The 20,647-nt window shown below is 71.7% G+C and carries 20 protein-coding genes; 9 read left to right on the forward strand and 11 right to left on the reverse strand.

What is annotated here, in order from left to right; genetic code table 11:
• The first annotated feature begins 62 nt into the window (after nucleotides 1–62).
• Complete coding sequence (locus AC1ROY_RS01325; protein ID WP_493146443.1) at nucleotides 63–533, forward strand: MORN repeat-containing protein; 471 nt, start codon at nucleotides 63–65, stop codon at nucleotides 531–533.
• Between the two features lie 12 nt (nucleotides 534–545).
• On the opposite strand, the gene trmB is transcribed toward AC1ROY_RS01325, so the two are convergent.
• The 3 genes from trmB to AC1ROY_RS01340 form a co-directional block, all read right to left on the reverse strand.
• Entirely contained in the window at nucleotides 546–1,238 is a 693-nt protein-coding gene (trmB, locus tag AC1ROY_RS01330; RefSeq protein WP_493146445.1) for a tRNA (guanine(46)-N(7))-methyltransferase TrmB, read from the reverse strand.
• Between the two features lie 68 nt (nucleotides 1,239–1,306).
• Complete coding sequence (gene metK, locus AC1ROY_RS01335; RefSeq protein ID WP_493146447.1) at nucleotides 1,307–2,494, reverse strand: methionine adenosyltransferase; 1,188 nt, start codon at nucleotides 2,492–2,494, stop codon at nucleotides 1,307–1,309.
• Between the two features lie 152 nt (nucleotides 2,495–2,646).
• Nucleotides 2,647–3,897, reverse strand: coding sequence for a D-amino acid dehydrogenase (locus AC1ROY_RS01340; RefSeq protein ID WP_493146449.1), 1,251 nt, complete (start codon nucleotides 3,895–3,897; stop codon nucleotides 2,647–2,649).
• Nucleotides 3,898–3,985: 88 nt separating this feature from the next.
• On the opposite strand from AC1ROY_RS01340, the gene AC1ROY_RS01345 reads away from it, so the two are divergent.
• Nucleotides 3,986–4,786: a class I SAM-dependent methyltransferase gene (locus AC1ROY_RS01345; RefSeq protein ID WP_493146451.1), complete on the forward strand. Its 801-nt coding sequence runs from the start codon at nucleotides 3,986–3,988 to the stop codon at nucleotides 4,784–4,786.
• A 5-nt stretch (nucleotides 4,787–4,791) separates the two neighbouring features.
• On the forward strand, nucleotides 4,792–5,526 hold the full coding sequence (locus tag AC1ROY_RS01350; protein ID WP_493146452.1) for a class I SAM-dependent methyltransferase: 735 nt from the start codon (nucleotides 4,792–4,794) through the stop codon (nucleotides 5,524–5,526).
• Between the two features lie 65 nt (nucleotides 5,527–5,591).
• On the opposite strand, the gene AC1ROY_RS01355 is transcribed toward AC1ROY_RS01350, so the two are convergent.
• Complete coding sequence (locus tag AC1ROY_RS01355; RefSeq protein WP_493146453.1) at nucleotides 5,592–6,437, reverse strand: universal stress protein; 846 nt, start codon at nucleotides 6,435–6,437, stop codon at nucleotides 5,592–5,594.
• 229 nt (nucleotides 6,438–6,666) lie between these two features.
• On the opposite strand from AC1ROY_RS01355, the gene AC1ROY_RS01360 reads away from it, so the two are divergent.
• Together AC1ROY_RS01360 and AC1ROY_RS01365 are read left to right on the forward strand one after the other, a co-directional pair.
• Entirely contained in the window at nucleotides 6,667–7,848 is a 1,182-nt protein-coding gene (locus AC1ROY_RS01360; protein WP_493146454.1) for an MFS transporter, read from the forward strand.
• Between the two features lie 14 nt (nucleotides 7,849–7,862).
• Nucleotides 7,863–8,516: an MORN repeat-containing protein gene (locus tag AC1ROY_RS01365; RefSeq protein ID WP_493146456.1), complete on the forward strand. Its 654-nt coding sequence runs from the start codon at nucleotides 7,863–7,865 to the stop codon at nucleotides 8,514–8,516.
• Nucleotides 8,517–8,688: 172 nt separating this feature from the next.
• Here AC1ROY_RS01365 and AC1ROY_RS01370 read toward each other — a convergent pair whose 3' ends face one another.
• The gene (locus AC1ROY_RS01370) at nucleotides 8,689–10,254 is read right to left on the reverse strand and encodes an ABC transporter substrate-binding protein (RefSeq protein ID WP_493146457.1); all 1,566 of its coding nucleotides are present in this window, start codon (nucleotides 10,252–10,254) and stop codon (nucleotides 8,689–8,691) included.
• Nucleotides 10,255–10,369: 115 nt separating this feature from the next.
• Here AC1ROY_RS01370 and AC1ROY_RS01375 point away from each other — a divergent pair, with 115 nt between their 5' ends.
• On the forward strand, nucleotides 10,370–11,704 hold the full coding sequence (locus tag AC1ROY_RS01375; RefSeq protein ID WP_493146459.1) for a peptidase C69 family protein: 1,335 nt from the start codon (nucleotides 10,370–10,372) through the stop codon (nucleotides 11,702–11,704).
• 7 nt (nucleotides 11,705–11,711) lie between these two features.
• On the opposite strand, the gene phaR is transcribed toward AC1ROY_RS01375, so the two are convergent.
• Nucleotides 11,712–12,257, reverse strand: coding sequence for a polyhydroxyalkanoate synthesis repressor PhaR (gene phaR / locus AC1ROY_RS01380; protein ID WP_493146461.1), 546 nt, complete (start codon nucleotides 12,255–12,257; stop codon nucleotides 11,712–11,714).
• A 311-nt stretch (nucleotides 12,258–12,568) separates the two neighbouring features.
• Here phaR and AC1ROY_RS01385 point away from each other — a divergent pair, with 311 nt between their 5' ends.
• Nucleotides 12,569–13,810 (forward strand): alpha/beta fold hydrolase, encoded by a 1,242-nt coding sequence (locus AC1ROY_RS01385; protein ID WP_493146463.1) that lies wholly within the window; start codon nucleotides 12,569–12,571, stop codon nucleotides 13,808–13,810.
• A gap of 82 nt (nucleotides 13,811–13,892) precedes the next feature.
• Here the strand turns inward: AC1ROY_RS01385 and AC1ROY_RS01390 are convergent, their stop codons facing one another.
• Nucleotides 13,893–14,477 carry a hypothetical protein gene (locus AC1ROY_RS01390; RefSeq protein WP_493146465.1) on the reverse strand — a complete coding sequence of 195 codons (585 nt, stop codon included), beginning with the start codon at nucleotides 14,475–14,477 and terminating at the stop codon, nucleotides 13,893–13,895.
• A gap of 169 nt (nucleotides 14,478–14,646) precedes the next feature.
• On the opposite strand from AC1ROY_RS01390, the gene AC1ROY_RS01395 reads away from it, so the two are divergent.
• Both AC1ROY_RS01395 and AC1ROY_RS01400 read left to right on the forward strand, forming a co-directional pair.
• The gene (locus AC1ROY_RS01395; RefSeq protein WP_493146467.1) at nucleotides 14,647–15,819 is read left to right on the forward strand and encodes an acetyl-CoA C-acetyltransferase; all 1,173 of its coding nucleotides are present in this window, start codon (nucleotides 14,647–14,649) and stop codon (nucleotides 15,817–15,819) included.
• An 80-nt stretch (nucleotides 15,820–15,899) separates the two neighbouring features.
• Nucleotides 15,900–16,529 carry a LysE family translocator gene (locus AC1ROY_RS01400; RefSeq protein WP_493146469.1) on the forward strand — a complete coding sequence of 210 codons (630 nt, stop codon included), beginning with the start codon at nucleotides 15,900–15,902 and terminating at the stop codon, nucleotides 16,527–16,529.
• Between the two features lie 37 nt (nucleotides 16,530–16,566).
• Here the strand turns inward: AC1ROY_RS01400 and AC1ROY_RS01405 are convergent, their stop codons facing one another.
• The 4 genes from AC1ROY_RS01405 to AC1ROY_RS01420 form a co-directional block, all read right to left on the reverse strand.
• On the reverse strand, nucleotides 16,567–17,475 hold the full coding sequence (locus AC1ROY_RS01405) for a flagellin N-terminal helical domain-containing protein (protein ID WP_493146471.1): 909 nt from the start codon (nucleotides 17,473–17,475) through the stop codon (nucleotides 16,567–16,569).
• A gap of 288 nt (nucleotides 17,476–17,763) precedes the next feature.
• Nucleotides 17,764–18,963: a sensor histidine kinase gene (locus AC1ROY_RS01410; protein ID WP_493146472.1), complete on the reverse strand. Its 1,200-nt coding sequence runs from the start codon at nucleotides 18,961–18,963 to the stop codon at nucleotides 17,764–17,766.
• A gap of 115 nt (nucleotides 18,964–19,078) precedes the next feature.
• Nucleotides 19,079–19,522, reverse strand: a complete 444-nt coding sequence (locus AC1ROY_RS01415; protein ID WP_493146473.1) for a hypothetical protein — start codon at nucleotides 19,520–19,522, stop codon at nucleotides 19,079–19,081.
• 333 nt (nucleotides 19,523–19,855) lie between these two features.
• On the reverse strand, nucleotides 19,856–20,647 hold the full coding sequence (locus AC1ROY_RS01420; RefSeq protein ID WP_493146475.1) for an undecaprenyl-diphosphate phosphatase: 792 nt from the start codon (nucleotides 20,645–20,647) through the stop codon (nucleotides 19,856–19,858).

Here is a 20,647-nt window from a genome sequence, read left to right on the forward strand (position 1 = left end):
TGGCAGGGCCGCCCGCCGGGTGTTTTCTCCGCGTGGAGAAAACATGACGGGAGCGAAAGCCGATGCGCCGGTTCCTGATCCTGCTGGCCGTGCTGGGCTGGACCCTGCCCCTGGGCGCGCAGAACGCGCCTCCCCGGCCACGCGGCGGCGCCGAGGCCACGGGCGACCGCTATGAGGGGCATCGCCGCAACGGCCGCCCGCACGGGCGCGGCGTGCTCGCCATGGCCAATGGCGACCGCTACGAGGGGCAGTTCCAGAACGGGCTGATCCAGGGCCGCGGCACCTATGTCTGGGCCAATGGCGACCGCTACACCGGCGACTTCGTGGCGGGGAAGCAGCAGGGCTACGGCATCCAGACCTTCGCCAACGGCAGCCGCTACGAGGGCGACTGGCACCAGGACCGCGCCCAGGGCTATGGCGAGTATTATTCCATCCAGGCCGGCTGGTATCGCGGCAACTGGCGCGACGGCTGCTACCGCGAGCCGCCCCGATTCGCGGCGGTGGGGCGGCCCCTGTTCGACTGCGAGCAGTAAGCTCGCGACGGCTCAGGCTCGCGTCCAGACCCAGTAGAGCGGCTTCCGCCCCGCCGCGATCGCCTTCGCCTCGTAGCGCGTCGGCGGCCAGCCTTCCGGCCGCTCCTCCGCCGGCGGGCCGCCGGCGAAGAGGAGGCTCGGCCGCAGCACCTCCTCCACCCAGGTCTGGTAGGTCGGGTCGTCCGAGGCGATGCGCCATTGCGCGCCGGGCTTCAGCGCGCGGGCCACGATGGGCAGCATCTCCGGATGCACGAAGCGCCGCTTCGCGTGCCGCGCCTTGGGCCAGGGGTCGGGGAACATGAGGTAGAGCCGGTCCAGGCTCGCTTCCGGCAGCCCCAGCAGCAGCTCGCGCGCATCGGCCGGCCAGAGCCGCAGGCGCCCGGGCAGCGGGAAGGTGGCCTCCTCGCCGTCCGCGACGATCTCGGTCAGCAGGGAGCAGAGCCCGTGCTCGTAGACCTCGCTGGCGATGATCGCGGTGGTCGGGTGCTCGCGGAGCAGGGCCAGCGTGTGCTCGCCGCCGCCGAAGCCGACCTCCAGCCAGAGCGCGGAGGCGCCCGCCGCGAAGCCCGGATCGGTGAAGCGGAGGCGCGGCACGGAATCGGCCAGCAGCCGCTCCTGCCGCGGCCGCAGCTTGTGGCCACGGCGGCGGCCGTAGAGGCGGTGCGGGACGCCCTCGGGCCAATCCGCGGGGGAATCTTCAGGCATTCGCCACCCTTAGACGAAAAAGGGCGGCGCCGAGACCGGCGCCGCCCCTTCGAACTCGCAAAAAGACCTTACCGGCCGAAGGCGCGCTTCAGCTCCGGCACGAGATCGGTCTTCTCCCAGGTGAAGGTGCCCTTCTCCTCGTCCGGCGTGCGGCCGAAATGGCCGTAGCTGGAGGTCGGGACGTAGATGGCACGGTTCAGGTGCAGGTGCTCGCGGATGCCGCGCGGCGAGAGGTTCACCAGCTCCTGCACGACCTTGGCCAGCTTCTCCTCGTCCACGTCCTTGCCGGTGCCGGCCAGGTCGAAATAGACGGAGAGCGGCTTCGCCACGCCGATCGCGTAGCTGACCTGGATGGTGCACTTGTCGGCGAGGCCGGCGGCCACGACGTTCTTCGCCACATAGCGCGCGGCATAGGCGGCCGAACGGTCGACCTTCGTCGGATCCTTGCCGGAGAAGGCGCCGCCGCCATGCGGGGCCGCGCCGCCGTAGGTGTCCACGATGATCTTGCGGCCGGTGAGGCCGCAGTCGCCGTCGGGACCGCCGATCACGAAGGTGCCGGTCGGGTTCACGTAGAGCTCGGCCTCGGGGCACATCCAGCCACTCGGCATGCTCGTCTCGATGATGGGCTTCACCATCGCCTTGATCTGCGCGGAGTCGAGGCCCTCCTCGTGCTGCGTCGAGAGCACGATCGAGGTGGCGCCGACCGGCTTGCCGTTCACGTATTTCAGCGTGACCTGGCTCTTGGCGTCGGGCAGCAGGCCCTTCACGGCCACGTCGCCGTTGCGGCGCATCTCGCTGATGCGGCGCAGGATCAGGTGCGCGTAGTAGAGCGGCGCCGGCATGAGATCAGGCGTCTCGGTGCAGGCGTAGCCGAACATGATGCCCTGGTCGCCGGCACCCTCGTCCTTGTTGCCCGCGGCGTCCACGCCCTGCGCGATATGCGCGGACTGGGCGTGCAGGTGGCACTCCACATGGGCGTTGGCCCAATGGAAGCCTTCCTGCTCGTAGCCGATGTCGTGCACGGCGAGCCGCGCCCGGTGCATCAGCAGCTCGGGCGTGATCGTGCCGGGGCCGCGGGTCTCGCCGGCGATGACGATTCGGTTGGTGGTGACCAGCGTCTCGCAGGCCACGCGGGCATACGGATCCTGTTCGAGGAAGGTGTCGAGCACGGTATCGCTGATGCGATCCGCGACCTTGTCGGGGTGACCTTCGGAGACGCTCTCCGAGGTAAACAGATACTCGCCCGTATCGCGCATGGCTTGGTTCGGCCTCTTGTCGCTGGTGGAGGATGATTTTTTTGGGAATCAGCCCCTGGGCGACCGGACACCCCGGTCAGGCTGGCCCACGGCATGCGGGCCTGGGATGTTTGGCAGCGGCATGGAATGCCGTCAATCCGTGCTGCGGTGCGTCATAATCCGAATCCGTCGAGGGGAATCGGTGCCGGCCGGCCCTCGATGGCCGCCGCCAGGACCGCCGCGCTGCCCATCGCCAGGGTGAAGCCGAGCCCGCCCTGGCCGAGGTTGAGGAAGAGCCCCGCCGTGCCGGGAACGCGGCCCAGGATGGGCAGGCCGGTCGGCGTCACCGGCCGGAGGCCCGTCCAGGGGTTGAGCTCCGTCCAGTCCGCGGCCTCCGGAAAGGCGGCCCGCGCCTGCCGCACGAGGGTGGACAGCCGCTTCTCGTCGAAGTCGCGCGAATCGCCGACGAGATCGGCCATCCCCGCGACGCGCAGGCGGTCGCCGAGGCGCGCATAGACGACCTTGGCCGCGCTGTCGGTCACGCTGATCCGCGGCGCCGCCGCGTCGCTGACGATGGGCAGGGTCAGCGAGTAGCCCTTGAGCGGGGTGATGGGCAGGTCGATCCCCAGCGGCCGCAGCAGCGCCCGTGCGCCCGTGCCGAGCGCCACCACGACGGCGTCGGCCTCGATCACACCGGCGCTCGTCTGCGCGCCGCGGACGCGCCCCTCGGCGCGGATGAGCTGGGTGACGCGCGTGCCGAGCCGGAAGCCCACCGCGTGGTTGGAGGAGGCCAGCGTGGCCGCGATTCCCTCGCAGAACATCCGGCAGTCGCCCGCATCCTCGCTGACCGTGTGGACGCCGCCCGCGATGCGGTGCGCGATACCGGCCAGCGCCGGCTCCAGCGCCAGGCACTCGTCGCGGCCGAGCACGCGCTGCTCGCTGCCCCAGGCCGCCTGCAGCGCCACCTGGCGGTGCGCGCCCTGCACCGCCGCAGCGTCCGGCAGCAGCACGAGCTTGCCGGCCGGCGCGAAGTCGAAGGCGAATTCCCGCCGCGCCGCCACCTCGCGCGTCAGGTCACGCGAGAGATAGGCGAGCCGCAGCAGCCGGCGCGTGGTGGCCTCCGAGGTGGCGGCGTTGCAGGCGCGGAGGAAGCCGAGCAGCCACTTCCATTGCCCGGGATCCATCCGCGGGCGGAAGCGCAGCGGCCCGTCCGGATCCAGCAGCCAGCCCGGCACCTTGCCGATCACGCCCGGCCCCGCGAAGGGCGCCACGTAGCTGTAGGAGAGCTGGCCGCCATTGGCATGGCTCGTGCCGCGCCCGACCCCGGGCTCGGCGTCCAGCACGGTCACCGCATGGCCCTCGCGCGCGAGGAGATAGGCGGTGGCCAGGCCGGTGACGCCGGCGCCGAGGATGAGGACGCGCATCCGCCATCTCTGCTTCGCACCTGCAGCAGGGTCAATGGCCGCGCGGGGCCTCTTGTGCTACGCAGCAGGAACGAACCCGGGAACGCGCATGGACCTGCCCAAGACCCCCCTGAGCAACAGCGCCCTGCTCAACCGCATCAAGCAGTACTTCTGGTTCCACTCGATCCCCCTGCGTCCGGGCATCACGACCTACGGCGCGAAGACCGAGGAGATCCTGGCCGCCGAGGAGCAGGCGATCATGGGCGGCGTCGACTTCCAGGGCCGCACGGTCCTCGACATCGGCGCCTGGAACGGGTTCTACAGCTTCGCCGCCAAGCGCCGCGGCGCGGCCCGGGTCCTCGCGACCGACAGCTTCACTTGGACCCATCCCAAGTTCCGCGGCCAAGAGACCTTCGAGTTGGCGCGCGAGGAGCTCGGCCTCGACATCGAGATGCAACTGATCGACCCGCCGGAGATCACGCCCGAGCTCGGCCGCTTCGACATCGTGCTGTTCCTCGGCGTCTTCTACCACCTCTTCGACCCGATCGACGTGCTGCAGCGCGTGCGTTCCGTCACCGGCCAGCTCCTGCTCCTCGAGACCCACCAGGATCTGGCGGACCGCACCCAGCCGGGCATGGTCTTCTACCCCGGCGCCGTCCTGAACAACGATCCCACCAACTGGTGGGGACCGAATCCGGCGCTGATGCTGCACCTGCTGCGCCAGCTCGGCTTCGGCCGGATCCTGTACCGCCACTACCCCAACGCCCCGAACACGCCGCTGAACCGCGGCATCTATGCCTGCGTGACGCCGGAGGCCGATCCCACGCTCATCGCCAGCCTCGGGACCGGATGGCGGGAGCTGGATGCGCCGGGGGTGATTCCCACCCTCGCGGCCGAGGTGCGGGGTTGAGCGCCGTGGCCCTTCCCGATGCCGAGCTGGCCGCCGCCGTGGCCTCCCATCGCTGGCTGCAGAGCATCCGCCTCCGCCCGGACCTCGTGACGCCGGGCGTCCAGGGCGAGGCGGACCTCGCAAGGATGGAGCAGGCGCTGTTCGGGCCGATCAACCTTACCGGTGCCGACGTGATCGAGGTTGGCGCCTGGAACGGCGCCTTCAGCCTGGCCGCGAAGCGCCGCGGCGCGGCCCGGGTGCTGGCGACCGACCATCTGGCCTGGACCCTGCCCGGCTCCACCGCCAAGGCCGCGACCGAGCTGGCCGCGCGGGAGACGGGGCTCGCGATCGAGACCCAGGTCATGGACCCGCGCGCCTTCGGCAAGTCTTTCGGCCAGTTCCACGTCGTGGTGGCGACCGAGTACTTCTCGCAGCTGTTCAACCCGATCTCCGGGCTGAAGGGGCTGCGCGCCATCACCTCGCGCCTGCTGCTGATCGAGACGATCCAGGACGGGATGGAGGAGAACCGCCCGGTGATGATGGCGCACACCCTGCCCACGGCCTATGGCGCCGCGGTGGCGGGCTGGGCGCCCAATCCCGAGGCCGTGAAGCACATGCTGCGGGAGCTGGGCTTCGACCGCATCTTCCATCGCGACCATCCGACGGCGGGGCGTGCCCGCGGCCTCTACGCGGCGCTGCTGCCGGAGACGCCGGACGAGGCGCTGACCGGCTTCGTCGCGCCCTGGCATAGATTGATTTAGCGCCCTCAGGCGCCGGGCGCGGTGCGGCCGGATGCTCCACGGGTGGCTCATCCACCAGTCGCTTGTCAGCCGTGGATGAAGACGGGGCAGGGCGCCGCGCGCAGCAGCCGCGCGGTCGCGCTGCCGAAGATCAGCCGCGCCACGCCGCCCTCGTCGTCGGCGCCGAGCACAAGAAGCCGGGCCGGCAGGCTGCGGGCCTCGGCGAGCAGGATGTCGTGCGCATCGCCCTCCGCCGCGACGCCCTCGGCGGCGATGCCGTGGCGTCCCAGGTAGCGCAGCGGCGCGGCAGGACCTGCCCCCGAGAAGTCGAGCAGCTTCACCGGCGCGTCGCCCGCGAGGCCCAGCACGGCGAAGAGCTGCAGCGTGCGCATCGCCGGCAGCGAGCCGTCATAGCCGATGAGCACGGGGCCCGCCGGGATGGCGCCCGGCGGGACGGCCAGCAGAGGGCGCGCGCCGTCGCGGATCAGCGCCTCGACGGTGGGACTGAGCCCGTCCTCGGCCTGCTCGCGGCCGAGAGTGCAATCCCGGCCGATCACGATGAGGTCGTGCGCGGCGCCCTCGGCGAGCAGGGCGGACTCCGGTGCTTCCTCGCGGCGGACGACATCGAAGGCGAGGTCTCCGGCGGCCTCGCGCGCGGCGGCGAGCACCGCCTCGGCCTCCGCCTCCACCGCCGCCGCGAGCTTCTCGTTGCGGCGGGCGGCAAAAGCGCCGGCGCCGATCGGCATGGCCTCGTGCGTGCCCGTCGTGTGCGGCCGGTCGAGCACCAGCACGGCCGTCACCGCTGCCCCGGTCCGCCGCGCCAGCGCGAAGGCCAGGTCGCGCGCGGCCGTGGCGCCGGGCGTATCGTCGAGAGCGAGCAGGATCGAGCCGATCATGCAGCGGAAGGTGCTGCCGTGGCTGATGGCCCGCAAGGGGCGCCATGCGCGGCGCGGGTGGCAGGCTTGCCGCGTTTGACTTTCGCGTGCGCGCCAGGGCAAACCCTGGCCATGCACTCCTCTCGCCCCCTTTCGCGCGCGGGCCTCGCCGCGTGGCGGGCGACGCTGCTGGATCCCGATCCTTGCGGGCCGAAACGCGGCTGACGCCGCGATTCCCCACCCGCAACCCATGATCGAGGAGGCGCCCGAGGGCGCCGATCACACCATGTCCATGACCCCCGTGTCTGTCGCCGGGGCCGCGCCGATCCCGCGCGGCAGCCAGTTCCCCATCTTCGTGGCGGCCGCCACCTGCGCCTTCGCCGGCGGCTGGATGAGCGTTCCGCTCGCCTCCGTGCTGCTGACCGAGCGCGGCGCCTCGCCGGCGCTCGTCGGACTCTATGCCGCCGCCGTCTGGATCGCCGCCCTGCTGGCCGCGCCGATCTCGCCCTGGCTCGCGGGCCGCGTCGGCGGCGCGCTGCGTCTGCACCAGCTGGCCGTCGCGCTCGAGATGGTGGCGCTCGCCGGCCTCGGCACCGACCCCGCCATTCCCGTCTGGTTCCTTCTGGGGCCGGTGCTGGGCGTGGCCTCCTGCCTGGCCTGGACCAGCGCCGACGCCATCGCGGGCGCCATGGCGCCCGCGGGGCGCGAGGGGCAGTTCCTCGGCATCTACCAGACCTTCGTCTCGGCCGCGATCGGCGGCGGGCCGGCGGCGCTCTGGCTCTTCGGCGTGCGGTCCGAGGCCTTCTACGGCGCGGCGCTCATCATGGGCGTCGGCCTCGTGCTGACGCTCGCCCTGCGCGAGCCGCCGGGCGCCGTGCCGCGCCGCATGAAGCTCTCGGTCTTCCGGCTGAAGCCGGTGGCGCTGATGATGATCGCACCCCTGGGTGCAGCGACGCTCTGCGGCGCGCTGGAGGGCTCGGCGGGCGCGGTCTTCCCGGTGCAGGGGCTGGCGCTCGGCATGGCCGCGGCGGCCGCGGCCTCGATCGTGGTGGCGACGGGCTTCGGCAACATGCTGGCGCAGTATCCCGTGGGCATGGTGGCCGACCGGTTCGGCACGCATCGCGCGCTGCTCGGCTGCGCGGTGGTGGTGGCGGCCGGCTCGCTGCTCTGGCCCGTGCTGGCGCCGGGCTGGGGAATCTGGCCGGTGCTGGCCGTCTGGGGCGGCGCGGCGGGCTCGATCTACACGCTCGGCATGGTGCGCGCGGTGCAGCGCTTCGCGGGGCCCGCTCGCGCGTTGGGCATGGCGGGGCTGAACACGGCCTACATGCTGGGTGGCGCCATCGGCGCGCCGCTGGGCGGGCTGCTGCTGGAATCGGCGCCGGGCTGGGGCTTGCCCGTTACGCTGGCGTTAGTAGCGCTCGGGGGCGGAATGGCGCTCAGTATAGCCGCGCTCCGACGGGGCGCGTGACGAGGAGTCGGACGATGCGTTGGTGTCTTCTTTACCTGGCCCTGACGGCGGCTGCCGCCGCCCAGACGACCGAGCCGGCGCAGCCGCGCCCGGCCCCGCCCGCCGCGGATTCGATCGCCTCGATCGACCATCCCGGCTGGACCGTCGATGCGGAGAACGGCTGCTGGGTCTGGAACCCGAACCCGCAGCAGGAGGAGACCGTCCGCTGGACCGGCCCCTGCCCCGAGGGACCGGCCCAGGGCGAGGGCGTCCTCGGCTGGACCTACAAGCGCGACGGCGAGCAGGGCGGCGAGCGCTATGTCGGCACCATGGCGCGCGGCCGGATGCACGGCATCGGCACCTATCTGGAATCGACCGGCGAGATCTACCAGGGCGAGTTCCAGGACGGCCGCGAGCAGGGCCGCGGCCTGCGCGTCTTCCCCACGGGCCGCTACGACGGCGAGTGGCGGCAGGGCCTGCGCCACGGAAGGGGCGTGATGTTCTGGATCAACGGGAACCTCTTCCGCGGCGAGTTCCGCGACGGCCTGCCCGAGGGGCCCGGCGAGTTCTACAGCGTCGAGGAAGGCTGGTTCCGCGGCAACTGGAAGGCCGGTTGCCTGCGCGACGGGGACCGCGTGGCGGCGCTGGGCAAGCCGATCGAGGAGTGCCGCGAATCCCGGGACGGGTGAGGTCTCCCGGCGCCTGAGGACCGAGCAACACCCGCGCGGATCAGGCGCTGCCCTGCGAGAATCCGGCCGCGAGGCGGCCGGCGCCGCCGCTCCACCTCAGGGTTGGCGCGCCAGCCCTGAGGCGGCGAAGCCAAGCCGCCAGAGGCGGCGCCCGGCGTCCGAGGGCAGAAAGCTACTTCTCCACGCTCCAGAAGAGCGGGATGCTCGACGGGATGAGGTTGCGCAGGCTGCTGCGCCAGGCCGCCGGCGTCACGAACTGGCCCCACATCACCGCCGGCGTGTTCTCGAAGGCGATGGCGGAGATCCCGCGCGCGATCTGCTGGCGCTCGGCGTCGGTCTGCGCCCGCGGGAAGGCGGCGAAGAGCGGCACCATCCGCTCGTCGCAGCTCCAGCCGGCGTAATCCACGCAATTGCCCGACAGGTAGAAATGCGTGGGCGGCGAGGCGAGGTCGAAGCCCGAGGCCGTCACGCCGAAGATGCTCCAGCCGTCGCGCCGGCCGCGGCGGTTGAGCAGCGTGCCCCAGTCCATCGCCTGGAGGTCGACGTTGAAGCCCGCCTGCTTCAGCAGGTCCGCGGCGACGGCGGAGGAGACGCGCAGCGTCTCGATATCCGTCGCCTGCAGCACCACCACCGGCTCGCCGTTGTAGCGCGTGCGGCGCAGCGCCTCGCGCGCGGCGGCGACGGACGGGTTGGCCGCGACCGCCGAGCCTTCCGTGTTCTCCAGAGGCGTGCCGCACATGAACCAGGAGAGGCAGCCCGGCTGGGTCAGCCGCTCGGGCAGGCCGAGGGCGGTCAGCACCGTGGACTGGTCGAAGAGCTTCCACAGCACCTGGCGGATCGCCGGATCGTTGAAGGGCGGCGACGCGTGGTTGAGGCGGAAGTAGCCCTGGTAGCTGTTCATGCCGGCCGGGCCGCCGACGCTGATCCCGCGGTTGCGCTCCAGGATCGGCAGCAGGTCGAAGCTCGGGCTCTGGATGTAGTCGATCTGGCCCGCCTGCAGCGCGGAGGCGGCCGTGGAGCCGTCGGGGATGACGCGGATCTCCAGCCCCTCGATGTTCACGCGCTTGCCGCCGGCCAGGAAATCCGCCGGCTCGGCGCGCGGCACGTAGCGCGCGTTGCGGTCGAGCATGATGCGGTCGCCGGGGCGATAGAGGTCCTGCCGGAAGACGAAGGGGCCGGAGCCGATGATTTCCGTCACGCGCCCGTCGCCGGCGGCCTGCACCACACGCGCGGGCATCATGAAAGGCACCGGCGTGTTGGGCCGGCCGAGCGCCTCCAGCACGAGGCCGAAGGGCTGCTTCAGCTTGAGCACGAAGGTCCGGGGACCGGTCGCCTCCAGCGAATCCGTGGACGCCGCCAGCAGCCGGCCGAGGCCCGCGCGCGGCATCCAGCGGCGCAGCGAGGCCACGCAGTCCGCCGCCGTGACGGGCGTGCCGTCATGCCAGAGCAGGCCCTCGCGCAGGGTGAAGGTGTAGGTGAGCCGGTCGTCGGAGATGGCGGTGTCCTGCACCATCTGCGGCCGGATCTCGCCATTGGCCGCCAGCCCGAAGAGCGTGTCGTAGACCGTGTAGCCGAAGGCGCGGGTGATGTAGGCGGTGGTGTAGTGCGGATCGAGCGTCGCGACCTCGGCCTCCAGCATGGCCACCAGCGGGGCCGCATCGGCCGGGCGCGGGGAGGCCATCAGCGTCAGCGCGATGGCGGCGGAGGCCAGCATCGGCCCGAGGCGCGTCATGATCATTCGGTCTCTCCTGTTCCGCTCTGCGGAAGGAAGCGTGGCATGCCCGCCGCGGGGTGGCTATTCGCCCGGCGACGGAAACGCCATGATTTCCGCGGCACCGAGGAGAGCCGAGACGATGTGCGACACCATGGTGGCCCTGCCGCCCGCCACCGCGGCCGGCGGCGTGCTCTTCGCCAAGAACAGCGACCGCGAGCGGAACGAAGCGCAGTTCCTCGAGCATCGCCCCGCAGCGCGCCACGCGCCCGGCAGCGCGGTCCGCTGCAGCTATATCGAGATCCCCCAGGCCGCGGAGACGCAGGCGGTGCTGCTGAGCCGGCCCTTCTGGTGCTGGGGCGCCGAGATCGGCGCGAACGCGGCCGGCGTGGTGATCGGCAACGAGGCCGTCTTCGCCCGCATCCCGCCCAGCCGCGAGCCGGCGCTGATCGGCATGGACCTCGTGCGCCTGGCGCTGGAGCGCGCCGCGACGGCCGAGGCGGCGGTGGAGGTCATCATCGGCCTGCTGGAGCGGCATGGCCAGGGCGGCGACTGCGGCCATCTCAACGAGCATTTCTACGACAACTCCTTCCTGATCGCCGACGGGAACGGCGCCTTCGTGCTGGAGACGGTCGGCCGCTTCTGGGTCGCCGAGCGGGTGGCGCGCAGGCGCGCCATCTCCAACGCGCTCTCCATCGGACGCGGCGCCATCTGGCGCGCCAGCCCGGCGCTGGTCGCGGATGCGACGGCGCGCGGCTGGTGCAGCTCGGAGGCCGATCTCGACTTCGCCGAAGCCTATCTCGACCCCGAGCGCGACGCCGCCAGCCAGGGCCGCGCCCGCTGCGCCCGCTCCACCGAGCTGATGGCGCGCAGGGACGGAAGCCTCACGCCCGCCGACATGATGGCGATCCTGCGCGACCACGGCGCCGCGGCGGAGGGCGATCCCGCCTGGCATCCGGCGCGCGCCGCCGGCCGCACCATCTGCATGCACGCCGCCGGCCCCGACCGGCGCGGGCAGAGCACGGCCTCGCTGGTGTCGGAGCTGCAGGCGGATGGCCGCGCGCTGCACTGGGTCACCGGCACCTCGGCGCCCTGCCTCTCGGTCTTCCGTCCCGTCACCTCCAATCTCGCCCTGCCGCCGCAGGGTCCGCGCCCGACCGACCGGCGCGACGAAGCGACGCCCTGGTGGCGGCATGAGACGCTGCATCGCGGCGCTGTCCTCGGGGACTTCGCCGCCGTGCTGGCCGAGCTCGGGCCGGAGCGCGACGCGCTGGAGGCACGCTTCGCCGCGCACATGGCCGTGTCGCCGACCTGCGCCGCAGCCGCGGAATGCTGGGCGGAGGCGGAGGCCTTCGAGGCCTCCTGGCGCCGGCGCGCCCTGCCGCGCGCGCTGGTCGCCGATGCCGGCTACGACGCGGCCTGGCGCGAGCTGTCGCGCCTCGCCGAGGCCGGGGAACCCTCGCGCCGCTCGGCGTGAAGGGCCGCTAGCCCTTCCTGGCGGCCGCGAGCTCGGCCTTCAGCGCCGCGTTCTCCGCCTTCAGCGTGTCGACTTCGCTGCGGGCGCCGCCGGCCTGGAAAGGGGTGAAGAGGCTCATGGCGCGCTCCAGCATCGCCATGTTGCGCTGGCTGATCTCCTCGATGGAGAAGGGCTTCAGCGCTTGCTCCATGCCGCGCCGGATCTCCTCCTGCTGGCGCGCGAAGCCCGACATCGTCGCTTCGAGATACCGCGGCAGCACGCCCTGCAGGCTGTCGCCGTAGAAGCCGATCAATTGCCGCAAAAAGCTCTCGGGCAGCAGGTGGCTGCCCTTCGATTCCTCCTCGACGATGATCTGGGTCAGCACGGAACGCGTGATGTCGTCGCCCGACTTGGCGTCGTAGACGACGAAATCGCGGCCCAGCCGCACCATCTGCGCGAGGTCCTCGAGCGTGACGTAGCTGCTGCTTTCCGTGTTGTAGAGCCGGCGGTTGGCATATTTCTTCACGACGACAGGAGGCGTCGCGGGTTTCATGTCTGCCGGTTGATCGGGCATGCGGCGTTCCCCCAAGTCAGGCGTTGTGGTCTGGCGTTTGTTGTCGCGCGAGCGTAGCACGTGCCCGAGGGATGCGAGCAACCTTCGCGTGCCCACCCTTCATCAAGCTTAGTCACGGGCATGGATGGACCGACCCGAAGATCTCGACCGACTGGCTGCCGACTGGATCGCCCTCTGGGAGAGCGAGCTGACGGCGCTCGGCCAGGATGCGGAGCTGGCGGAAGCCTGGGCGGCGTCGGTCGCGCTGATGTCGGCCTTCTGGCGCGCGCAATCGGCGCAGATGGCGGCCGCGATGAAGTGGCGGCCGCCGCATGAGCCCGCCGCTTCGGAGCCGCCGCGGCCCGCGCCCCCTGCCGCTGCACCTGATGCTGGGCGGGGCCCGGGGCATGGCAGCCCTGATGATGCCACTGCCCGGGAATCCGCAGCCCTTCGCGCCCGGCTGGCCGAGCTGGAGCAGCGGCTGGCCGCGCTCGAAGGCGGGACAGGCGGAGGCGGAACGGATCGCCCGGGCCCTCGCCGGACTCGACCCCGCAAGCCGAAGCCCTGAGGCCTTCCGGGCCGCCGTGCTGCGGCGGCTCTGGCGCGAGGACGCCGCGCTGCTGAAGGGCCTCGCCGCCTATCGCCGCCACCCGCATGCCCGCGCCCTGCCCGATCCGCCGGTGCTGTGGAGCGAGGGCTCGGCGCGGCTGCTGGATTACGGCGGCACCGGCCGCCCGGTGCTCTTCGTGCCCTCGCTGGTGAACCGGCACTATGTGCTCGATCTCGACGAGGGCGCCTCGCTCATGCGGCACCTCGCCGGGCGCGGCTTCCGTCCGCTGCTGCTCGACTGGGGCTGGCCCGGCCCGATCGAGCGGCGCTTCACCCTCACCGACCACATCGCGGGACGGCTGGAGCGCGCGCTCATGGCCGCGCCGGCCGGTCTGGTGCTGGCCGGCTACTGCATGGGCGGGCTGCTGGCGCTGGCCGCCGCGCTGCGCCGGCCCGACCGCGTGGCCGCGCTGGCGCTGCTCGCCACGCCCTGGGATTTCTCGGCCGATCCGCAGTCCCGCGGCGTCTCGCGCCTGCTGCCCGGGCTGGAGCCGCTGATGGAGCCCGCGGGTGCGCTGGGCGTGGACATGCTGCAGAGCCTCTTCGCCATGCTCGACCCCTACGGCATCCCGGAGAAGTTCCGAGCCTTCGCCCGGCTCGACCCCGCGAGCGACCGCGCGCGGCGCTTCGTCGCGCTGGAGGACTGGCTGAACGACGGCATCCCCCTCGCCGCCCCCGTGGCGCGCGAGACGATCGGCGGCTGGTACGGCCAGAACACGCCGGGCCGCGGCGAATGGGTGGTGGCCGGACTGCCGGTGCTCCCGGGCGAGTGGCGCGGCCCCGCCTTCGTCGCCGTGCCGGCGCGCGACCGCATCGTGCCGCCGGGCTCGGCCCTGCCGCTGGCCGCCGCGATCCCGGGGGCCGTGGTCCACATCGCCCAGGCCGGACACATCGGCATGGTCGCCGGCCAGGGCGCCGAGGCCGCGCTGTGGCGGCCGCTCGGGGATTGGCTGGAAGCTTTATAGCCGCCCTCAGACGCCGGGTGCGCCCAGCCGGAAGGTGGAGTGGGCGGCGCCGGCCGCCGTGCGGCCGGATTTCTTGCCTTTCTCAGGCCGCCGAGGCGCGGTCCCGCTGCACGCGGTAGGGCGAGGGATCGAGGATGGTCGTGCCCTCCGGACTGGCGTCGGAGAACTCGTAGACCGGCCCCTCCCAGTCGCGGAAGTCGATCGGGCCGTTGTCGTCGTGATAGTATTGCGTGTCGCGAGCGGCGATCACCCGGGCACCGGTGGTCAGCGCGAGGTAGCCGCAGAAGCGGCGGCCGTCGCCCCAGGTGCCGACATTGCCGTGATAGGTGTCGGCCGGGGCGCAGGCGAAGATGACGATCTCGTCCACCAGCCCCTTCCAGGCGTAGCTCAGCCCGTAGTTGAAGAGGTTCAGCCCCTCGGTGCCGAGCTGGAGGCCGAAGCCGCCATGGGCCGCCGGCAGGCTCATCCGCCCGCCCAGGTCCCAGTTGCTCTCGAAGCCGTGGCAGAGGATGTGCAGCCGGTTGAGCTTGCGCACCTGCCGCGCCCGGCGCGCCGTCACCTCCACGATGTGGCGGATATGCGTCTGCTGGTTCACCTGCATGACGAAGTTGTAGTAGGCCGGCGTCTGGCCGGTCAGGCGCCTGTCGTGGATGACCATCGAAGCCATGTCCGAGCCTCCTTCTCCTGCGAAGGAAATTTATGCGTAGGAAGTATTATCCAACCACCCGATTCCTGTCGCATCTGTCGCGCCGCGTCCGGCCCCTGCAACTGGACGCCTCCCGTCCCCAGATGCAGAGTGGCCACCAAACACGCCGCGAAACACTTGGGAGAGACCCATGGACATCGTCATCGCCTCGGCTGCCCGCACGCCCGTCGGCAGCTTCAACGGCGCGCTCGCCTCCCTCCCCGCGCATGAGCTCGGCAAGATCGCCATCACGGCGGCGCTGAGCCGCGCGGGCGTGGCCCCCGAGGAGGTGGACGAGGTGATCCTCGGCCAGATCCTCACGGCCAATGCCGGGCAGAACCCGGCCCGCCAGGCGGCGGTGAACGCCGGCATCCCGGTCGAGCGGACCGCCTTCGGCATCAACCAGCTCTGCGGCTCGGGCCTGCGGGCGGTGGCGCTGGCCGCGCAGCAGATCGCGACGGGCGACGCGACGATCGTCGTGGCCGGCGGGCAGGAGAGCATGAGCCAGGCGCCGCATGCCCAGAACCTGCGCAACGGCCAGAAGATGGGGGCCCTCGAATTCACCGACACCATGCTCAAGGACGGGCTGTGGGACGCCTTCCACGGCTACCACATGGGCAACACGGCCGAGAACGTGGCGCAGAAGTACCAGCTCACCCGCGGCGAGCAGGACGAGTTCGCGGCGAACTCCCAGCGCAAGGCGGGCGAGGCGCAGGCCGCCGGCCGCTTCAAGGACGAGATCACGCCGGTGACGGTGAAGGGCCGCAAGGGCGACACCGTCGTGGAGGCCGACGAGTATCCGCGGCCCGAGACCACCGTCGAGGTGCTGGCCAAGCTGCGCCCGGCCTTCGCCAAGGACGGCACGGTCACCGCCGGCAACGCCTCGGGCATCAATGACGGCGCGGCCGCGCTGGTGGTGATGTCGGCGGACGAGGCGAAGAAGCGCGGCATCACGCCGCTGGCGCGGATCGTCTCCTGGGCGACGGCGGGCGTGGACCCCGCGATCATGGGCACCGGCCCGATCCCGGCGAGCCGCAAGGCGCTGGAGAAGGCGGGCTGGACCGTCGGCGACCTCGACCTGATCGAGGCCAACGAGGCCTTCGCGGCGCAGGCCTGCGCGGTGAACAAGGACCTGGGCTGGGACACGTCGAAGGTGAACGTGAACGGCGGCGCGATCGCGCTCGGCCATCCGATCGGCGCCAGCGGCGCGCGCGTGCTGACGACGCTGCTCTACGAGATGCAGCGCCGCGGCGCGAAGAAGGGCCTCGCCACGCTGTGCATCGGCGGCGGGATGGGCGTGGCCATGTGCGTGGAGCGGGACTGAAGCCAGCCCCGCTGGCACTTGAGGCGCCCCACCGCCGCTGACATCCTGGCCGGCCCTTTCCGAAAAGGCCGACCAGATCCATGGACCTGCTGCCAACTCTCCTGCACCTCTCGGCCATCCATCTCCTCATGGCCATGGTGCCGGGGCCGAACACGGTCGCGGTCAGCTACTGCTCGGCCGGCATCTCCCGCCGTGCCGGGCTCACCGCCGCCGTGGGCATCGCGCTCGCCTCGCTGATCTGGGCCTCCCTGAGCCTCGCGGGCGTGGGCTTGCTGCTGCTCCAGGCGGGCGAGCTCTACCGCCTCGTCCGGCTGATCGGCGCGGCCTATCTCATCTATGTCGGCATCCGGATGCTGCGGCCCGCGCGCCGCGACGGTGCGCCCGCGGCGCCGGCCTATCGCTCGCCCTTCCTTGCCGGCTTCCTGACCACCCTGAGCAACCCGAAATCCGCCGTCTTCTGGACGAGCGTCTTCGCGCTGGTGGTGCCCGCCCAGCCGCCCATCTGGTTCCTTGGGGCGGTGCTGGCCGTGATCGCCTGCCAGTCCTTCGCCTGGTACGGCCTCGTGGCGGCGGTGCTCTCCACGCCCTTCAGCCGCCGGCACTACGCCCGGCTGAGCGGCGCGCTGAGCCGGATCGCCGGCGCCTGCATGGTCTTCTTCGGCCTGAAGCTCGCCGACGATCTGCGGCGCGAGATCGGCTCGCGGGTCTGAGCGTCGGCCGCGCGGCATTGCCGGTCAGGCGGCCACATCACCCCCTGAACAGCGACAGCAGCATCTGCGGCGCTTGGTTCGCGATCCCCAGCGCCTGGCTGCCCAGCTGCTGGCGGATCTGCAGCGACTGCAGCCGCGCCGATTCCTTCGCCAGGTCCGCGTCGATCAGCGCGCCCATGCCCGCCTCCTGCGCGTCCATCTTCGCCTTGTTGAAGTTGATCTGCGTGTCGACGTAGCGGCTGTAGCTGCCGAGGTTGTTCAGCGCCGTCAGCGTGTTGTTGATCGCGACGTTCACCGCCCCGCCCGTGGTCAGCGCGCCGGCGAAGCTGCTGATGGCGTTCGCCAGCGTGGTGCCCGCGGCCACGCCTGACGTCGTCATGCCGAGGTTGGTCAGCGTCGTGAAGCCAGCCTGACCGTTGACGCCCTGGGTGGCGATGCGCGCGAAGGAATAGGTCGCGCCCTCGCCGTTGCGGACGGTCTTGATCTCGCCGAGCGTCGTGCCGGTGTCGCCCACCGTCGCCGACGTGTTGAGCATGGACTGGCCGTTGTAGGTCGTGTCCGTCACGAAGTTCGAGATCTGGCTGAACTTCTCCTTCAGCGCGGCGATGTACTGGCTGCGCTGGGCCGGCGTGATGTTCGCGTCCGACAGCGCGACAACGGTGGACTTCACGTCCTTCAGCACGGTCGAGATGTTCTCGAGCCCCGTCCGCGTCGTGTCGAGCAGGCCCTTGATGCCGCCGAGCTGCTGGTTGGCCGAGGTGGTGGAGGCGAGGTCGCCGCGGATGCGCTCGGCCACCGCATAGGCGGCGCCGTCGTCCCGCGCATCGGAGACGCGGAAGCCGGTGGAGATGCGCTTCTGGGTCGCCTCCATCTCGGCGCCCGTCTTGTTGAGCGACTGCAGCGCGACCATCGCGCCCAGGTTGGTGTTCACGGAGTTGAGCGACATGGGTGTTTTTCCTCGTCTGTCGATGCCGGCGGAGCGGCGCGGTTGGGGTGGGTCGTGGGATCAGGACGCGCGCGGGAAGGCCGGCGCCGAAGGAGGGCGCAGGCATGGCCTGAGTGTCCGGGGTTCCGGTCCGCCGGGGCGGGCGCTTTTCGCGGCCCATGGGGCAGCCAGTGAGGTGTCCTGCATCCTGCGGGTCCGATCCTGTGTGCCCACAGAGTTGGACCCAGGCCGGTTAACGCCCGGCTAATGCCGCGACGGATCGCGAATCTTTTTTGCGACGGCCGGCCTTCAGATCGCCAGGTTCGCCAGCGGCAGCGTCATCGTCACGGTCAGTCCGGGCGACCGCCAGTCGTAGTCCAGCTCGCCCATGAGCCGCTGGATCACCGTCTCCTCGATCAGCACGGCACCGAAGCCCCGCGTCTGCGGCGGCGCCGCGACCGGCGGTCCGTCCCGCTCGGCCCAGCGCAGCGCAAGGCGGCCGCCCAGGAAGCGCCAGGAGACCTCCACATGGCCCCCCTCGACCGCCAGGGCGCCGTACTTCGCGGCATTGGTCGCGAGCTCGTGCAGCACGAGCGCGAGGCCGCCCACCGCCTGCTCGCCGCAGCGCACCGGCGGCCCGGACCAGGTGAAGCGATGCGGCGCGCCCGGCGTCGTGTCCTCGTGCGGCCGCACGATCTGCTCGACCAGCACCCGCAGGTCCGAGGCGGGGCTGGCGGTGTCGCGGGAGCCGCGGCGGACCAGCGCATGCGCCAGCGCCAGGGCCTGCATCCGGCCGGAGAGCTTCTCGGCCAGCTCCTCCTTCGTCCCGGCCGTGCGCACGCTGAGCCGGATCATGCCGTCGGCGATGGAGAAGATGTTCTTCAGCCGGTGGCTCATCTCGCGCGCCAGCGTCTCCTGGTCGGCCAACGCCCGCTGCAGCCGCCCCTCGGTACGCACCATCCGCATGGCGATGCCGGCGAAGCCGGCGAGCTCCAACATCGCGCGGGCGTCGCCGCCGTCGAAATGCCCCTCGGCGGCGGAAACGATCCAGAGCGTGCCGAGCGGCGTGTCGCCGCCGAGGTTCAGCGGCACGAGCAGGATCTCCGGCAGCTCGATTCCCCCTTCGGCGATCCAGCCGTAGAGCCGCTCCGGATGCCGAGCGAGGACCGGCGTGCCGCGGTCCAGCGTGACGCCGGAGGGGCTGCGGTCGCGCGGCGTGGTCGAGTCCTCGAAGGGCGCGAGCAGGCCGCGCAGGTGGCGCCAGTGGAAGAGTCCGGGGGCGGGCGTCGCCTGGAACAGGCTGAGCCCGGCCGAGACGCCCTGCGTCATCTCCATGGCCAGGTCCACGAAGCGCGGCAGCACCCGCTCCGGGTGATCGGCCATCAGGCCTGCGAGCTCCAGGATCGCGCGCTTCTCCCGCAAGGCGTCGGAGCGCTTCGATGGGCGGCGCTCCAGCTCCTCCGTGATATACACGTCGGGTAGCGGACCGGGCGCCCGTACCGTTTCCATCAGGCGTTTCTCCTGTCGTCCCTTCTACAACACCGATCGTGGCCGGGGCGAGACGCAAAAAGCCGGGGAGGGCATCGCCCTCCCCGGCCGTTCGCGGACAGGGGCCCGCCCGGTGTCAGGCGCCGCGAAGCGCCATGTCGATCTGCTGCATCGCGCCGTTGCGGTCACGGTTGCGCAGCGCCTCGCGGGCACCGGAGATCGAGGTCAGCCGGGGCCCGGACGCCGGCACGCCGGCACGGGACGGTTCCGTGCTGCGGCTCAGCAGGCGGGTCTCGGCGCGTTCCAGGAACTCGTTGGCCTGGCCGAGCTGGCCGCGGCCGATGGCGGCCTTCGCCTGCATCAGCCAGTCCTGCACGTTGCGCGCGTCCACATCGTCGGCGACGGCGCCGTCGCGGTTCTGCAGGGGCACGGAGGGCGGGCCGGGATTGCGGCGCTCGCGCTCCATCTCGGTCAGGGAGTCGCTGCGGCCGGGAGCCGCATATTGCTGCATCTGCGCCAGGGCGGGGGTGGCCAGCAGGACCGTGCCGAAGGCGGCGGTGAGCCAGGTGCTTGTGCGCATGTGGTGGGTCTCCTCGTGGGACGTCGGTGACCCGGGCGCGTCGCCTTGCCCGGGTGGGGGAGCCGGTTCGCGACCAGCCATGGGCCCGCCTCGAAGGACGCGCCCTCCGCCCGATGGAGCGGATGCGCCATGAACGTCCGGGGGCGGGGCGGGTTGCGGGGCCGCTGGTCAGAGGCATGGCGCAGGCGGTACGGCCCCGCGCTCGGTAGCGGTCGTCGGCGCGCTGCTGGCCGCCACCGCGCAGGCGCGCGGCCTCGTCTTCGTCACGCGCAACACGGCGGAGGTCGCGGGACTGGGCGCGCGGCTGCTCAACCCCTTCGAGGGAGCGACGCCTTAGCCCAGCAGCAGCACCGCCAGCATCACCACGCCGAGCGCGATCCGGTACCAGCCGAAGGGCGTGAAGCCGATCCGCCCGATCACCGCCAGCACCGCCTTCACCGTCACCAGCGCCACGACGAAGGCGGTGACGAAGCCGACCGCGATCAGCGACATGCCGTCGAAGGAGAGCTCGTGCCGCGCCTTCAGCAGCGAATAGGCCGTGGCCGCGAGCATGGTCGGGATGGCCAGGATGAAGCTGAACTCGGCCGCCGTCTTCCGGTCCACGCCGCAGAGCAGCGCGGTGATGATGGTGGCGCCGGAGCGCGAGGTGCCCGGGATCATCGCCAGCGCCTGGCCGAAGCCGATCAGCAGGGCGGCGAGCGGGCCGATCTCGGGCACGGAATGGATGCTGGGATGGGGCATCTTCCGCTCGATCGCGATGATGGCGATGCCGCCCAGGATCAGCGCCACGCAGACCACATAGGGGTTGAAGAGCAGAGCCGTGATGGTGCCGTGCAGCGTCGCGCCGATCACCATCGCCGGCAGGAAGGCGAGGAGGATGTTCACCGCGAAGTAGCGCTGCGGCGTGCGCGGCCGCCACATGTGCATCAGCACGTCGAGCAGCTTCGGCCAGAAGACCACGACCACGGCGAGGATGGCGCCGAGCTGGATGGAGATCTCGAAGACCTTCCCGGGCGGGCCCTGGAAGCCGAGCAGCTCGCCCAGCAGGATCAGGTGGCCCGTGGAGGAGATCGGCAGGAACTCGGTGAGCCCTTCGATCAGGCCCATCAGGAAAGCGTCGAACAT

This window comes from Roseococcus sp. GW821-FHT12F05 (assembly GCF_058806835.1).

Excerpts from the sequence above, each read along its gene's own strand:
- metK (WP_493146447.1), bottom strand. The coding sequence starts at position 2,494 with ATGCGCGATACGGGCGAGTATCTGTTTACCTCGGAGAGCGTCTCCGAA.
- AC1ROY_RS01365 (WP_493146456.1), top strand. The coding sequence starts at position 7,863 with ATGCGTTGGTGTCTTCTTTACCTGGCCCTGACGGCGGCTGCCGCCGCC.
- AC1ROY_RS01385 (WP_493146463.1), top strand. The coding sequence starts at position 12,569 with ATGAGCCCGCCGCTTCGGAGCCGCCGCGGCCCGCGCCCCCTGCCGCTG.
- AC1ROY_RS01340 (WP_493146449.1), bottom strand. The coding sequence starts at position 3,897 with ATGCGCGTCCTCATCCTCGGCGCCGGCGTCACCGGCCTGGCCACCGCC.
- AC1ROY_RS01345 (WP_493146451.1), top strand. The coding sequence starts at position 3,986 with ATGGACCTGCCCAAGACCCCCCTGAGCAACAGCGCCCTGCTCAACCGC.
- AC1ROY_RS01395 (WP_493146467.1), top strand. The coding sequence starts at position 14,647 with ATGGACATCGTCATCGCCTCGGCTGCCCGCACGCCCGTCGGCAGCTTC.
- AC1ROY_RS01375 (WP_493146459.1), top strand. The coding sequence starts at position 10,370 with ATGTGCGACACCATGGTGGCCCTGCCGCCCGCCACCGCGGCCGGCGGC.
- AC1ROY_RS01390 (WP_493146465.1), bottom strand. The coding sequence starts at position 14,477 with ATGGCTTCGATGGTCATCCACGACAGGCGCCTGACCGGCCAGACGCCG.
- AC1ROY_RS01420 (WP_493146475.1), bottom strand. The coding sequence starts at position 20,647 with ATGTTCGACGCTTTCCTGATGGGCCTGATCGAAGGGCTCACCGAGTTC.
- AC1ROY_RS01410 (WP_493146472.1), bottom strand. The coding sequence starts at position 18,963 with ATGGAAACGGTACGGGCGCCCGGTCCGCTACCCGACGTGTATATCACG.
- phaR (WP_493146461.1), bottom strand. The coding sequence starts at position 12,257 with ATGCCCGATCAACCGGCAGACATGAAACCCGCGACGCCTCCTGTCGTC.
- AC1ROY_RS01400 (WP_493146469.1), top strand. The coding sequence starts at position 15,900 with ATGGACCTGCTGCCAACTCTCCTGCACCTCTCGGCCATCCATCTCCTC.
- trmB (WP_493146445.1), bottom strand. The coding sequence starts at position 1,238 with ATGCCTGAAGATTCCCCCGCGGATTGGCCCGAGGGCGTCCCGCACCGC.
- AC1ROY_RS01415 (WP_493146473.1), bottom strand. The coding sequence starts at position 19,522 with ATGCGCACAAGCACCTGGCTCACCGCCGCCTTCGGCACGGTCCTGCTG.
- AC1ROY_RS01325 (WP_493146443.1), top strand. The coding sequence starts at position 63 with ATGCGCCGGTTCCTGATCCTGCTGGCCGTGCTGGGCTGGACCCTGCCC.
- AC1ROY_RS01405 (WP_493146471.1), bottom strand. The coding sequence starts at position 17,475 with ATGTCGCTCAACTCCGTGAACACCAACCTGGGCGCGATGGTCGCGCTG.
- AC1ROY_RS01370 (WP_493146457.1), bottom strand. The coding sequence starts at position 10,254 with ATGATCATGACGCGCCTCGGGCCGATGCTGGCCTCCGCCGCCATCGCG.
- AC1ROY_RS01360 (WP_493146454.1), top strand. The coding sequence starts at position 6,667 with ATGTCCATGACCCCCGTGTCTGTCGCCGGGGCCGCGCCGATCCCGCGC.